Annotated in this window: 8 protein-coding genes and 2 pseudogenes; 5 read left to right on the top strand and 5 right to left on the bottom strand. The window is 41.9% G+C overall.

The annotated features are described in order from the left end of the window. Positions 1-515: 515 nt before the first annotated feature. Complete coding sequence (locus tag L1272_RS21405; protein WP_167330986.1) at positions 516-665, bottom strand: hypothetical protein; 150 nt, start codon at positions 663-665, stop codon at positions 516-518. Positions 666-924: 259 nt separating this feature from the next. Between L1272_RS21405 and hsdR the strand changes: the two genes are divergently transcribed. From hsdR to L1272_RS21380, 5 genes are all read left to right on the top strand, one after another. Then, positions 925-4,449 (top strand): type I restriction-modification system endonuclease, encoded by a 3,525-nt coding sequence (gene hsdR / locus L1272_RS21400; protein WP_235374239.1) that lies wholly within the window; start codon positions 925-927, stop codon positions 4,447-4,449. A 115-nt stretch (positions 4,450-4,564) separates the two neighbouring features. Beyond that, entirely contained in the window at positions 4,565-5,644 is a 1,080-nt protein-coding gene (locus L1272_RS21395) for a Fic family protein (protein ID WP_063529394.1), read from the top strand. Positions 5,645-5,671: 27 nt separating this feature from the next. Then, positions 5,672-7,339: a class I SAM-dependent DNA methyltransferase gene (locus tag L1272_RS21390; RefSeq protein WP_063529395.1), complete on the top strand. Its 1,668-nt coding sequence runs from the start codon at positions 5,672-5,674 to the stop codon at positions 7,337-7,339. 2 nt (positions 7,340-7,341) lie between these two features. Beyond that, positions 7,342-8,739 carry a restriction endonuclease subunit S gene (locus L1272_RS21385; protein WP_138558438.1) on the top strand — a complete coding sequence of 466 codons (1,398 nt, stop codon included), beginning with the start codon at positions 7,342-7,344 and terminating at the stop codon, positions 8,737-8,739. A gap of 30 nt (positions 8,740-8,769) precedes the next feature. Further along, positions 8,770-12,462, top strand: a complete 3,693-nt coding sequence (locus tag L1272_RS21380; protein ID WP_063528021.1) for a reverse transcriptase domain-containing protein — start codon at positions 8,770-8,772, stop codon at positions 12,460-12,462. Positions 12,463-12,753: 291 nt separating this feature from the next. On the opposite strand, the pseudogene tnpC reads toward L1272_RS21380, so the two are convergent. From tnpC to L1272_RS21360, 4 genes and pseudogenes are all read right to left on the bottom strand, one after another. Beyond that, positions 12,754-14,256 (bottom strand): annotated as a pseudogene (gene tnpC, locus L1272_RS21375) (IS66 family transposase). A gap of 82 nt (positions 14,257-14,338) precedes the next feature. Then, complete coding sequence (gene tnpB, locus L1272_RS21370; protein ID WP_063528020.1) at positions 14,339-14,689, bottom strand: IS66 family insertion sequence element accessory protein TnpB; 351 nt, start codon at positions 14,687-14,689, stop codon at positions 14,339-14,341. Further along, complete coding sequence (gene tnpA, locus L1272_RS21365) at positions 14,686-15,000, bottom strand: IS66 family insertion sequence element accessory protein TnpA (protein WP_055022322.1); 315 nt, start codon at positions 14,998-15,000, stop codon at positions 14,686-14,688. Before tnpA ends, tnpB begins: the two co-directional genes overlap by 4 nt. A gap of 77 nt (positions 15,001-15,077) precedes the next feature. Beyond that, positions 15,078-15,206: pseudogene (locus L1272_RS21360) on the bottom strand (IS630 family transposase); the annotation flags it as partial.

The following is a 15,206-nucleotide window of genomic DNA, read 5'->3' as shown; positions in this document are numbered from 1 at the left end:
ATCAACTGCTTGTAACTCATGGTAAATGCTTCTGTTTGTTTGGCGACGATAGAGTACCACCAACAGGCAGTTGATCTCTTCTCACCGTTTAACCATGAGTGGTGCACTTATTATCTGAATTCGGGCTTACCTTCTTTTCTAAAGTTAGAAAGGTTTGTAAGTGCAATTTGCGAGAAATTATGTGATTTAGATTCTTCAGCATTACTTGTGTACTTCAGGATTAGTCGAGGGATAGACACAAAAATACAAGTATGTTTTGAACAAACTGAAAGCGAAAAACTTATTCCTATTTTCAATGAGATTATTGGGCAATACCCTGCTTACTTTAAGTACTATTCAGAACGCGAGAATTCGGCCATCTAACTTCAAAATTAGACGGCCTTAGCTTTTGCAATTAATCGTCTAAGCGCTCTTCCCAGTCTTCAGGGCGCTCATCTTCACCTCGGCTTTGCCAATAAGCGTCATGCTCAGGGTTTAGCTGCTGTGAACGGTTGTCATCATCATGTTGGGCCATTTTATTTTTTCCCTTGTTGGTTTTTGTTTGCGGCTCTAGCTGCGCGAGCAGCAAAACCATTAGAATCAACGCCGCCACCATTTTGCTTAGCTTCATTTCTTTGAATACGGGCCAAAGCATCGGTAGTCATTGGAGTTTCTTTCTTCGTCATTATATTTCTCCTAAATAGGTTTATTGTTAGGTGCTCCTAACAACAGAGAGAATAATGCCAAACAAAATTGGCGCTGTGGTGGGGGGGAAAGAGTGTAAATTTAATTTTCTCTATGTATTTTTGTAAAACACACTAATCATAAGAAAGTTGAAAATCCGTCTATTAGTGATAATGTATTCAATATTCAGGCAACAGGGCTTGTGAACCTTTATATCTCATATACTTGGCTTGTTGTTTATCATTTAAATGGAGTTTATGAATGTCTGCGTCTAATGGAAATTTTGGGTTTTTAGCTGAACATGATCCATTATTCACTGAGCTTGCTTTATCCGCTGAGCGCTCTTTCGCCAGTGATCCAAATACCACATTAATAAAACTACGTCAGCTAGGCGAAGCATTAGCACAACATATTGCTGCATTGGCTGGTATTGAGTTTGATGAACAAACAACACAAGCTGACCTTTTATACAAAATTAATCGTGAATTACAATTAGAAAATGTTGTACGAGAGTTATTCCGCACTCTTAGGGTTGAAGGTAATAAAGCAACCCACCAATTTAAAACAAAGCATAAAGAAGCAATTAACGGCTTAGTAGTTGCCCGTAAATTAGCAATTTGGTTTCACCAGTCATTTGGTAAAGCTGGCCCAAAGTTTAAGCCTGGGCCATTTATTGCGCCTTCAGATCCGAGTGAACAGTTACGTAAACTTCAAAGTGAAATTGCTAACTTAAAGACTGACCTACAAAAAGCAAATCTTGATTTAAATTCAAGCCACCAGCTGAATGAGTTAATCGCCAAAGAAAAGCATGAATATGAGCAGTTAGCGTATGAAATGGACGAAGAGTCTAAATTTTTAGCGCAACAAGCGGCCTCTCATGAACAAGCATTGCAGCAACAACAAAAAGAGTACGAAGCCAAAATAAAGGCACTGCAAATACAGCTAGCTTCACAAGATGAAAAGTCAAAAGCTAACCAACGTGAAAAGCTAAACAATAACACTCAAGCAGCAACTAAACATATCGTACTCGACGAAGCGTTAACTCGTATTTTAATAGATCAGCAATTAACAGAAGCAGGTTGGCAGGCTGATAGTGAAGAGCTTACTTATAAAAACGGCATTCGTCCTGAAAAAGGTAAAAATATCGCAATTGCTGAGTGGCCAACACAACACAATGGCGAACGCGGCAGAGCTGATTACGTATTATTTGCAGGTTTAACACCCATAGCCGTGGTTGAAGCAAAGAAAGAAAATACCAATGTTGCAGGTAAAATTCGTCAAGCTGAGCGATACAGCAAAGGGCTAACAGTCAATCCCCCGCTACTACCCGCTTGGGAATTGCAAGGTTTGACCATAGCATGGCCAGATGAGGCCGAAGACCATTATAAAGTCCCGTTTGTGTATTCTTGTAACGGTCGCCCTCATGTAAAACAACTCGCTGAACAATCTGGTATTTGGTTTCGTGATGTACGGGAGTGCTCAAATACAAAACGAGATTTAAGTAAATTCCACACGCCAACAGGTCTACTCGATACTCTCAAGCGCAGCAAAAGCGAAGCACAAAAAAAATTAGATAAAGAGCCATTTGGCTACTTAAAGCTTAGGGAATACCAAAAAAATGCAATTAGTGCCGTTGAGCATGCACTTGCAAATAACGAACGGCGAGCATTACTTGCAATGGCTACGGGTACTGGTAAAACCCGCACAATCATCGGTTTAATGTACCGTTTTTTAAAAGCAGAACGCTTTAAACGCATTTTATTTTTAGTTGATAGAACCGCACTAGGCCAACAAGCGCTCGATGCCTTTAACGAAGCACCACTAGAGCAAAATCATACTCTTTCAAAGATTTATAATGTCGCAGAACTTGGTGATATGGGTGCAGAGGCTGAAACGCGCGTACAAGTTGCTACCGTGCAAGCAATGGTTAAACGCATATTTATGAGTGATAACCCTCCTCCGCTCGATCAATTTGACTGTATCATTATCGACGAAGCACACCGAGGTTACACACTTGATCAAGAAATGACAGAGGGCGAACTTGCTACACGGGACGCTAGCCAATATTTATCTAGTTACCGACGCGTACTCGATTACTTCGATGCTGTGAAAATAGCGCTCACAGCAACCCCAGCCAAGCACACCAGTGAAATTTTTGGCAAACCTGTGTACACCTATTCTTACCGTGAGGCTGTTGCTGAAGATTGGCTTATCGATCATGAATCACCTATCCGTTATGAGACCTTACTAAGCCAAAATGGCATTCACTTTGATAAAGGTGATAAAGTCCAATCAATTAATACTCATACGGGGGAAATTGAATCTGCAGACCTGGATGATGAGCTTGATTTCGAGATTAATGCATTCAACCGCAAGGTTATTAACGAGAACTTCAACAAAGTCATTTGCGAACAACTTGTTCAAGAACTCGATCCCTTTGGTGATGAAAAAACCATTATATTTTGTGCCCCCTCACAAAACGGCCTTCATGCCGATATGATGAAGCGATTACTTGATGATGCATTTAAAGACCTATATAACGGTGAGTATAACCAAGCGGCTGTAGAAGTTATTAAAGGAGACTCTGATAAAGTCGACCAGAGAATTAGACTGTTTAAGAACGAACGCTACCCTAACATTGCAATAACCGTAGACTTGCTCACTACAGGTATTGACGTGCCTAAAGTCTGTAATCTTGTTTTCATGCGCCGAGTAAAATCACGCATTTTATACGAGCAAATGATCGGCCGTGCTACTCGCCGCTGTGATGAAATAGGTAAAACCGTATTCCGTATCTACGACCCTGTCGATATTTATTCAGCTTTGGCTGAAGTAAACACCATGAAGCCTTTGGTTAAAGACCCTAATATAACTCTAGAACTGTTGGTGGATGAAATCACTAATCCAGAGCTGTTAGAACAAGCTCTAAATACACCTGGCGACTCACCACAAGAAAGTCACGCCGACGTTGTACTCAGTCAGTTAAGCCAAAAAGTCATGCGGGTTTTACGTAAGGCAGAAAAAAAGGCAGAAGCAAAGCCTGAACTTAAACAAAAACTGAACGAGCTTGAAAGCTTATGGGGAGTAGAGCCTAAAAACCTTCATACCCATTTACACCAACTAGGGCCAAAACAAGCTGCAAACTTTATCACCGAACATAGTGGTTTAATCCACCAGCTTGCACAGGTCAATACTTTATTGGGCAGTGAACACCAGCCCGTTATCTCTGAACATCATGATGAAATACGTGAAAGAACACAAAGCTGGGGCACACACAAAAAACCAGAGGATTACCTAGAGAGCTTTAATCAATTCGTTAAAGAGCAGTTAAACCAAAACATAGCCCTTGCGACTGTGGTAAGTAAACCACGCGACCTTTCTCGTGAGCAATTAACTGAAGTAAAACTATTACTTGATGGTGCAGGCTTCTCAGAGGCGAATTTACAAAGCGCGGTACGTAATCAAACCAATCAAGATATAGCAGCAAGTATTGTTGGACACATTCGGCGTGCTGCCTTAGGTGAACCTCTTATCCCCTTTGAACAACGTGTTGCTCAAGCAATGTTACGTATATACCAAGCACATTCATGGACACCTAATCAGCGCAAATGGTTAGAGCGCCTTGCCAAACAACTTGTGCATGAAGTTATCGTCGACAGAGAGTTTGTTAATAACCGCTTTGATCAGCACGGTGGCGCGAAGCAATTTGACAAGGTGCTTAATAATCAATTAGATACTGTACTTGGTGAAATAAGTGAAGCTATTTGGCCTATTAAGAGCGCATAAAGTAACGTATATAAATAAATGGAATTACTATACATGTTATATAGGTTATGTATAATTTTATGAAAAATTTATACATAACAACGCTGACATGTATAAAAAAGGATAAAAGCTATCTATGTCGACCACTATAGAACCGTTACCGCTTGCGAATATTGAACAGTGGGAAACCCGCGCTGTTTTAAAAAAAACCGCCACTGCCCATCGCCATTTAGCTGAGTTAAAAGGCGTTGCAGCCAGCATACCTAATGAAGCCATATTGATTAACACACTCGCCCTACAAGAAGCAAAAGACAGCTCTGAGGTGGAAAACATCGTAACAACACACGATGAGCTCTATAAAGCGAACCTGTTTGAAGAAGCGGTCACTAACCCCGCAACTAAAGAAGTACAAGATTATGCCGTTGCTTTAAAGCAAGGGTTCGAAACAGCGCGTAAAAGCAAACTTATTCGTCTTGATGACATACTCGCAATACAAAAAAACCTAGAACATAACGATGCAGGTTTACGAAAGCTCCCTGGTACTGACCTAAAAAACGCACGCACTGGTGAAGTGGTTTACACGCCACCACAGCACGCTGATGAAATTACAAAGCTAATGGATAACCTTGTGCAGTTTATCAACAACGATGAACTATGCGATGCCGACCCTCTGGTAAAAATGGCTATTATTCATCACCAATTTGAAAGTATTCATCCCTTTTACGATGGCAACGGCCGTACAGGGCGTATTTTAAATATTTTATATTTGGTCACCAAAGATTTACTAAACTTGCCTGTACTTTACCTGAGCCGATTTGTAATTCAGAACAAAGCCGATTACTACGCTAACCTACAAGCAGTGCGCGATACCGGCAACTGGGAGCCGTGGTTAGAGTTCATGCTTGATGGTGTCATTGATACCGCGCAAAACACTATTTCACTTATCACCGCCATGAAACACCTTATGGCAGAAGCAAAGCACGGCATTAGAGCGCAGCTTCCTAAAATTTATAGCCAAGATTTACTCAACAACCTATTTAACCACCCCTACACCAAAATAGACTTTATTGTTGAAGAGCTCGGTGTCACTCGTATTACCGCCACCAAGTATTTGGAACAACTGGTGGAACACGGCTTTTTAACTAAACAAAAAGTAGGCCGTGCTAATTACTACATTAACGAGCCTTTGTGCGCCCTACTGGTTGCCCACGGCTAACACCCTATTACTAATTTTGAGAACATCATGACCAATAACGACATTGTACAAAAGCTTTGGAACTTATGTGACATATTACGTGACGACGGCATTAACTACAGCGACTATGTAACAGAACTGGTACTGCTTCTTTTTATTAAAATGGTTCACGAAAACACCGAAGCAGGCGTGTTAAAAAAACACCCGCTGCCAGAGGGCTGCCGTTGGCAAGACATTAACGAAAAATCAGGTATCAACTTACTTAATGATTACAAAGCCATTTTGTTCGCGCTTTCAACGGGTAAACGCCTTGAAGCAGACCCAGAAAACCCAGGTCAAACTAAAGAGGTTCAGGTACACGAAGACCCATTGATCAGCGCTATTTATGCCGATGCACAAACCCGCCTGCGTGAGCCGCGCCATTTAGAGCAAATGATTAAAACCCTAGATCAAATTGACTGGTTTAGTGCGCAAAAAGACGGCCTTGGTGACTTATATGAAGGTTTATTAGAGAAAAACGCCAGCGAGACTAAATCTGGCGCGGGACAGTACTTTACACCACGTGCGCTCATAAACTCAATGGTACGTTGCATCAAGCCCCAAACAGGCGAAGTAATCCAAGACCCCGCAGCAGGCACCGCAGGATTCTTGGTGACAGCCGATCAATACATGCGCGAGCAAACCGACGACTATTTCGATTTAAGCCCCAAAGACGCCGAATACCAAAAGAATAAAGCCTTTGTAGGCATTGAGCTTGTACCCAACACCCGCCGCTTAGCACTGATGAATTGTTTACTCCATGGTATGGAAGGCGACGACGAAGGCGTGGTGCATTTAGGCAATGCACTTGGTGATGCAGGTAAAGCACTTGAAAGCGCAGACATCATTTTAGCCAACCCGCCATTTGGTACTAGTAAAGGCGGTGAAGCCAGCAATACTCGTGACGATTTAACGCACAAAACAGGCAACAAACAACTGGCATTTTTACAGCATATTTACCGCAACCTCAAACCTGGCGGCCGTGCTGCCGTAGTGCTGCCTGATAACGTATTGTTTGAAGCGGGTGTTGGCACCGAGGTGCGCCGCGACCTAATGCACAAGTGTAACCTACACACCATATTGCGTTTACCAACAGGTATTTTTTATGCTCAAGGCGTAAAAACCAACGTACTGTTTTTTACCAAAGGTTCAGCCACCGACAAACACCAAGAAGAAAACTGCACCGACAACGTCTGGGTGTATGACTTACGTACCAATATGCCGAGCTTTGGTAAACGTACCCCCTTTGGTAACTCCGATATTGGTTTTACACAACAAGATTTTGGTAAAGACCCACACCTCGGGGCATTTGAAAAAGCATTTGATCCTGTTGATCGTGATTTATCGCGACAACCAGATATAGCCACTATACTTGCAGCCCGAACCCAAGGCGAATACAGCTTTGGTGCAGAAGAAATCGCCGTAGATAAAGAAGCTACCGCAGAAAATAAAGGCGTTGACAATAAACTCGCACATAGCCGCTGGCGCTGTTTTACCCGCCAGTGGATTAGTGACACCAAAGGCGACTCACTGGACATCAGTTGGCTAAAAGACAAAAACAGTGTTGATGCTGCCGACTTACCAGTACCAGAGGTATTAGCACAAGAAGCAAAAGACGGATTGACCAGTGCGCTGCTGGAGTTGGATGAGTTATTGGCTGAGTTGGGTGAGGTATAAGAATGTTCGGTCAATCTATTCCAGCTAGTTGGTCAATGACGACAATAGAGACAGTTGCTGACGTCAAAGGTGGAAAACGTCTTCCAAAAGGGAAAAAGCTTCTTGACGAACCAACTGACCATCCATATATCAGAGTTACTGATTTTGAAAATGCTTCTGTAAATACGCAGAGCCTTAAGTATTTAGATGATGAAACTTATGATGCTATAAAAAATTATACGATTTCTGACAAGGACTTATATATAAGTATTGCGGGAACGATAGGTCTAGTTGGAACAATCCCCAAGCACTTAAGTGGGGCTAATTTAACAGAAAATGCAGCTAAAATAGCCGAAGTTACAGGAGTACTAAATCCATATTTGAGCTTTGTGCTTAATAGCAATGGAGCTATTGAACAGTTCAAAGACAAAGCTACATCAAGTGGTCAGCCCAAACTGGCATTGTTCAGAATCAAGGATTGTAGTTTCCCACTACCCCCAATCGCCGAGCAGAAAGTCATTGCTGAAAAGCTGGATAAGTTATTAGCGAAAGTCGATAGCATTAAAGCGCGTCTCGACGCCGTCCCCAACACCCTAAAACGCTTCCGCCAATCCGTCCTCGCCGCCGCCGTCAGCGGTCAATTGACCGAAGAGTGGCGCTTAAAAAATGGCATACATTGGGAGGAGTTAACCTTAGGAAAGCTAGCCGAAGTTAAAGGTGGAAAACGTTTACCCAAAGGAGAACAACTGATCGAAGATAATACAGGATTTCCCTATATCCGAGCCGGCCAATTGAAACAGGGTACTGTAATCAAAACAGATGACGCCAGATCTAAACAGTTGTATATAACTAAAGAAGTTCAGGCTCAGATTAGTAGATACACGGTAAGTGAAAACGATTTATACATAACAATAGTCGGGGCTTCTATAGGGGACGCCGGAGTAATACCTTCTGAAAGTAATGGAGCAAATTTAACTGAGAATGCAGCGAAGTTAACCGATTTTAAGAAGCCTATTGTAAGCAAGTTCTTGGCATACTGGCTGAGGTCACAACCTTTGCAAGATTTAATTCGTTTAGAAATTAAATCTGGAGCTCAAGGTAAATTAGCATTAAAAAGGATTAAAGAATTACCTGCGCCATACACAAATATTAAAGAACAAACCGAAATCGTCCGTCGTGTCGAGCAGCTATTCGCCTATGCCGATAAAGTCGAAGCTGAAGTAAACGCCGCCCAAGAGCGCGTCAACAAACTCACTCAATCAATCTTAGCAAAAGCATTCCGTGGTGAACTTACTGCCAAATGGCGCGAGAAAAACCCTGAGCTTATCAGCGGCGACAACTCCGCAGAGGCCTTGTTAGCAAAGATCAAAGCCGAGCGCGAACAGCTAAAACCTAAGAAAAAAGCAAGAGTTAAAAAGTAAACCCTATTGATTGCAGAATAAGGACATACCATGAAATTAATAAATGAAAAATATAGAGCACTTTCGCCAACCGTCGATTATTTAACTGATGACGTTGTTATTGCTCAAGCATGGAAGAAAACTCATGCCTATATACGTTCTTTTAACTGGTATGCCGATACCTTATCACTTGATATTTCTGCATTAACAATTGAAGAAAATGCACCGAAGTGGGCAGCGAGCCTAAAGAAACAAGAACCTCTGACTGAACTAGAACTTGTTCCTGCAGCAAAAAGCGACGCATGGCACTTTAGTAGCGATGGCTGGACAAGGAAAAATGAAAACTCTGACAACGTGCCTCTCCGCCCTCTCGCACATATCAGCATACGCGATCAAACATGGGCTACGGCAGCTATGCTATGTCTTGCAGATGCCGTAGAGACACATCAAGGTAGATGTGACTTAAACTTTATTGAAGCCCGTAAGGCGGGGGTATTCAGTTATGGTAACCGCCTACTTTGTGATTGGCGTGAAAATGGTAAAGCGTGGTTCCGTTGGGGAAATAGTGAAACCTACCGAAAATTTTTTACCGATTACCAAAACTTTTTAACCCGCCCTTTAGAGCTAGGACGAGACGTAGTAACAACAAAAGGCATGAACGAAGATGTATATGTTGTTAATTTGGACATTTCTCAATTCTTTAACTCAATTGATAATCTTGAACTAGTCAAGCGACTCAAAAAAATCGTACAGCAACAAGATGCGAATACCGATGGAGAGTTTTGGACCAAGTTTGAGGCTCTTACCTCATGGAAGTGGACCAGTAATAGCCAAAATTTAGCAAAGAGTAGTGGGCTTAAAAAAGATGCATTAAAGCTTGGTTTACCTCAAGGTCTTGTTGCATCTGGCTTTTTCGCCAATGCTTACCTGTGTGAATTCGACAATGTATTAGGTAGCAAAATCTTCAATGAGATATCGCAGCAAAAAGGCATTGTACTGCACGACTATTGTCGGTATGTAGATGACCTAAGACTTGTTATCTCTGCTGAAAGTCTTGAGCCAGAAGTTATTAAAGAGGCTATTAGCTTATTTGTAAATCAACTATTAGAAGAGCATGCTGGTAATTCGATTAAAGTTAACGAATCTAAGACAAAGCTAACATTGCTCCAAGATTTGGATAATGAGGGTAGTATGTCTAACCGTGTCCAGGCTATCCAGTCGGAGCTAAGCGGACCGGTAGATCGAGACTCGATTGAATCAGTAACGGCTGTGCTGGAGAATTTACTTGGTATAAATGACAATGCTTTACCTGAACTGGCAGCTGACTCCCCTGACTCTGATTTACTTCAATTAGTTAACTTTGATCATGATGTACGGGCTGATACTTTAAAACGCTTTGCAGCGAACCGTTTGGAGTCCATAGCGAGAAGCAAACGAAGAATGTCGAGCTTTGAAGGGGCTTCTTTTCTTAGAGAGGAAGCTGAAAATGAACTTCTAGCTAAAAAGTTAATTTTAGCTTGGATGAATGACCCTTCTTTAGGTTTAGTTCTCCGCAAAGCAATGGAAATTTGCCCCGACGCAGATCTCTTCGAACCAATTCTGAGCGCTATTTTCGAGCGAAGCAGTTTTAATGACACTTTAAATAAAAATAAAATTGCAAGGAGTGTGATGGACTATCTTCTTGCTGATATATTTAGATCTGCAAGCGACTTTAATGGATACTTTCAACGGGTGGATTACCCGGAGTTAATAAAACCACGACGTTTAATTGAACTGATATCGCGCTTCGCTCAAAAAGTATTAGCGAAAAAAACAAAACGCCTACTGAACACTAAAGCTTTTATAACAAGACAAGCACTTATGTTGCTTGCTGTGGTTAACAAACCTTCACCTTTTACAAGCAAAAATACATTGCTCCTAATGCACCTAGAGTTACACAAGGTCTTGGCTAATAACCTTCCCTCATACCAACCACAAAAGTGTGCATTATTTGAGGTTGCGAGCCAGATTACTGACAGTCCAGAAACCTACGCTTCACTTTACTTGGACTTTATTCGACAGCACAAAGCATCTATCGAAAATAACTTAACTTTGTACGCAAAGCGAGGGGGCCCTTTCTGGTTAGCTCTTTGGAAACAATTAAAAAAGCAAGGAGAGAAACCATTACTCAATACTTTAAAGTGGGCAGAGCCAAATAATCAAGCTGAGTTGAGGTCTATGACACAGAAGCTCTCAAGGGTTATATCATCCGAATATAACGGGTTCCAAGTAGAGCATGCACTTTTAAAGCTTGCTTTAAAGCTAATTGAGCAAGTTCAAAAAGATACCCATTTAATGGAAATGCCACCCAGCTCCATAGCTGTAAAGCTGACAAGCGGCAGTACATGGAAATACCTATGGCAAGCCCAATTTGACAAGTTAGAATTGAAAATCCCTTTAAGTGATCCTCGATTCAAGCTCCCAAGCTGGATTGTGAATGAACCAGGATCGTATACAGACCACCAAAAAATATACTGGATTGGCTGTATATTGCGTGCTGCAGTCTTGGGAGGAGCTGACTGTACAGGAACTCGGTGGAAAAAATCAAACACAGTAACTTACTCAGGCCTAAGAAGCAGTTGGTATAAAAGAAGGATGGGAATGCTTCATTCACCCGAGGCATTGATTGGAGAATATGCAACTGTTAGCCAATGGACTAGCGAGTTATTAATGCACTGCTTACAATGGCCTGGTTTTGAGTCTAGTTATATCAGAAATCAGGTAATTGCTAATATTGAAAACTTAAACGACTTGAAACACTGTATACAAAATCGGCTCAAGCAATTAGAAGAGCTTGTTTGTCAAACTTCAAACCTACCAACGATCCCGAGTGAAATCTATCGTCCTGAGCAAACAAGGAACACATTCCGAATTGTAACTGTCCAGCAGCTCCAACCAACTTCTGAGCTATTTAAGTTACATGGTGCAAGACTAGAGTCGAAAGAAGCGAGGGCTATTCATCGCGAACATTTAGCGGCAATTTGTAAGCTAACACTGCGTACACTTGAGGCAAAAGTAAAAGCTGAGGAATCTCCAAGTAAACCATACTGCGATTTAATTGTTTTCCCTGAAGTATCTGTACACCCTGATGATGAAGATCTACTCAAAAGACTCGCAGATAAAACCAATGCAATTATATTTGCAGGGTATGTGTTTCAAGATAAAGATGACAAGTTAGTTAACCTAGCTAGATGGTTAATTCCTACATACAAAGATGGTAGTAGACAGTGGGTTATTCGTGACCAGGGTAAAGAACATATGACTAAACTTGAAAATAAGATGGGAGTGACTCCACACCGTCCTTGCCAACATATTTTTGAAGTGCATGGTCATGGTGAAGCAACGTTTAAAATGACCGGAGCGATTTGCTACGATGCTACAGATATCAAGCTAACTGCCGATCTAAGAGATAAAACAGACCTTTTTATAGTCGCAGCCTACAATACTGACGTTAAGACTTTTGATAATATGGCCGCTGCGCTTCAATGGCATATGTATCAACATGTAGTCATTTGCAATATTGGCGAATTCGGCGGTTCAACGATTCAAGCTCCTTACAAACAACAGCATGAGAAAGTTATATCTCATGTTCATGGAGCAGGACAAATATCGATAAACATGGCGGATATAGATCCACATGCTTTTACCAGAGTGACAAAAACATACAAAGAAACAAAAGCTCCACCTGCAGGCTTTAATCGATAACGATTAAAGCGGTAGATAAAAGCTATAGAGCAAGATGGTTACCACAGTGGTTACCAGGATAAAAAATACGACCAAAAAACCCAGTAAACAACTGTATTTAATGCAATTAAAAACCACAGTACACATTCAAATTCAGAATAGCAAATAATGAAAACGGATACATGTTTCAGGTTTTAAAATAGTGAGAGCACAAGCTGATGCTCTAGAAATGCCTGCTGCTTACTTGTTTTTTATTAAGGAAACGTTTGCCCATTCGATACTATAATTTCGTATCCGTCCGGTGATCACCGCCTAGCCTTTAAAATTCCACGGTAATAGACTATCGATATCAGGTGTTGATTGGCACAGCTCATCTAAACACGCGGTGATGTAATCGTATGGCGCTAAGCCGTTGGCTTTGGCTGTTTCGATGATGCTGTAAAGTATCGCGCTTGCGTTAGCACCTGTCGCTGTTTGGCTAAACAGCCAGTTCTTACGGCCTATCACAAACGGTTTGATGGCTCTTTCTGCACGGTTGTTGTCGATACTCAGTCGCCCATCATTAATGTACTCAATGAGTTTCGGCCACTGGTTTGCCATGTAATTGGCGGCATCAATGAGTTTACTATTACCAACAAGGTTTGGCTGATGTTTTCAAGCCACTGTTTGAGTTTATCGAGTATCGGTTTACTCTGTGCTTGTCGAGTCTGGTAACTCTCATCCGCTGATTTATCTTTCAACCGTGACTCTATCCCATACAGCTTTTGTATTAAGCTGAGCACCACATCGGCTTTGCCTGTCTTATTTTTCCCTTGCAGCTTTTTCGCTTCAATGAATTTCCGACGTGCGTGCGCCCAGCACCCCACAAGACTGGCCTGTGTCTTTTCATAAGCTTAATAACCATCAACATGTAAGTACCCTTGATAGCCATCAAGATAATCCATCACGCAGGCGGCTGCGCGACTAGTGTGGTAGTCGTAAAGCACGATGTTAGGGATGGGGCTGTCGGGTTTAGGTGAGTCAGCACCTGAGCAGTACACCCACATGTAACTATTCACTTTATCTGATTTCACCACATTGACCGTGGTTTCATCAGCGTTAAGGAGTGGTTGCTTGAGTAATTCTTCATTTAACCGTTTAACCAGCGGGGTAAACAGCGCTGCTGACTTAATCACCCAATCGCTCATGGTTTTGCGGCTCAGCTCAATGCCGTATTGCTTAAACATGCTCTCTTGGCGATGAAGCGGTAAACCATATTGATATTTACTGGTGATGAGTTGGCTAAGTAAGCTCGCGGTGGCAACGCCTTTGTTAATGGGCATGGCGGGCATAGGCTGTTGCTTTATCGTTGACCCAGTGCCTGATTTTTCACACTCACGACAGGCGTATTTAGGGCGAATATGTTCAATCACTTTGACGTGTGCTGGAATGAACTCAAGCTTTTCAGCAGTATCTTCACCGATTTTTATGTAACTCACCACCGCAACATGCACAGCTTTTATCTGCTATGTCGTGGATAACTTGTTCACGGGGTAAGTCTTTTGGCAGTGGCTTGCGTTTAGGCTTGTTGCGGGTGTAGCTAATTCCTTGCTGCTCAGGCTCAGCTTTCTCAGCAATCTCTTCAACTTCATTAAATAATTCACCTTGCCCTACAAAGCCTTCAGCACTTTTGCCGAATTGCTTTTGTTGGGCTAAACGGAATTGCTCATATAAATAGGCGATTTTAGCATCTTTCTGTATAGATACTTCGCGCTCATATTTAAGCTGTTTTTCAAGCTCAGCAATGCGTTGTTGTAAGGTAAATACATCGTTCATGCCGTTTATTTTACGGCTTTTATGCACAATGAATAGGGTTAATAACTTAAACCTTGATGATCATATCAATTGATCTAAGTAATTAAGTCACTGTGTGCTGACTGACGTTGATTTCTTCATGGCCAATAACGTCATACCCTGATAATAGCCAATGTAATTGTTGCTCATTCAGTGTCATGGTGTCACGTTTAAGCTTAGGCCATTTAAACCTGTGCTTATCAAGTCGCTTGTACCACAATGCAAAGCCTGTCTTATCCCAATAGAGAAGCTTTAACTTGTCGCGCTTTTTATTACAAAACACAAACAGCGCGCCCGATAGCACGGGTAATTCAAGCTCACATTCCACCAACGCCGCAAGGCCATTGATGGATTTACGAAAGTCCACATGCTCAGCACATAAGTACATCTCGGGCGGATTAACAAACATATTCATGCTGATAGACCTTTAATAATTGAGACGATAGCATCACAGTTAAGTGTTGTGGGTAATGTCAGTTGGCCAGTGCGCGTATTAAAGTTAATCGTTGGTTGCTCAGTGATACTGACGTGTGTGCGTTGGGCTTGTTGCTCAACTCGGACAAATTGAGGTGATGCACCTGAAGATTTCACCTGTTGCATGCTTTTATATTTATAAAACGAGCTGATAGATACTTGATGGTGTTTGCAAAACGCTTCATTCGTTCCAGTAAATGATGAGCGAAGCGCTAGGATTTCTAGCCAACGTTTAGGGATGGGTGAATTCATAATGACCTCCAATAAAAAGTTGAAGGTATTTTCAAATACAAAAAATGGTGTTGCTAGGTGGGGTTGGCCGGACGCTTACGGATATACAGCGTCGGTGCCGCACGACGCCAGACGATGCCGACTTGTGGCAACCACCGCCTGAGAGTTGAGCTATGAATAACGATACGGTAAAGCTTATGCAGTAGCAGTGCGAATAATTCACTACT

Origin of the sequence: Pseudoalteromonas sp. PAST1 (assembly GCF_021532515.1) — a bacterium.
Classification (GTDB): domain Bacteria; phylum Pseudomonadota; class Gammaproteobacteria; order Enterobacterales; family Alteromonadaceae; genus Pseudoalteromonas; species Pseudoalteromonas simplex.
The sequence above is the reverse complement of the archived record's forward strand: the minus strand, read 5'-3'. Positions and strand labels throughout refer to the sequence as shown.

What these genes read in the sequence shown, in the direction of transcription:
- tnpA (WP_055022322.1), bottom strand. Translation starts at nt 15,000, where the DNA reads ATGAATTCACCCATCCCTAAACGTTGGCTAGAAATCCTAGCGCTTCGC.
- L1272_RS21380 (WP_063528021.1), top strand. Translation starts at nt 8,770, where the DNA reads ATGAAATTAATAAATGAAAAATATAGAGCACTTTCGCCAACCGTCGAT.
- hsdR (WP_235374239.1), top strand. Translation starts at nt 925, where the DNA reads ATGTCTGCGTCTAATGGAAATTTTGGGTTTTTAGCTGAACATGATCCA.
- L1272_RS21390 (WP_063529395.1), top strand. Translation starts at nt 5,672, where the DNA reads ATGACCAATAACGACATTGTACAAAAGCTTTGGAACTTATGTGACATA.
- L1272_RS21405 (WP_167330986.1), bottom strand. Translation starts at nt 665, where the DNA reads ATGACGAAGAAAGAAACTCCAATGACTACCGATGCTTTGGCCCGTATT.
- L1272_RS21385 (WP_138558438.1), top strand. Translation starts at nt 7,342, where the DNA reads ATGTTCGGTCAATCTATTCCAGCTAGTTGGTCAATGACGACAATAGAG.
- L1272_RS21395 (WP_063529394.1), top strand. Translation starts at nt 4,565, where the DNA reads ATGTCGACCACTATAGAACCGTTACCGCTTGCGAATATTGAACAGTGG.
- tnpB (WP_063528020.1), bottom strand. Translation starts at nt 14,689, where the DNA reads ATGAATATGTTTGTTAATCCGCCCGAGATGTACTTATGTGCTGAGCAT.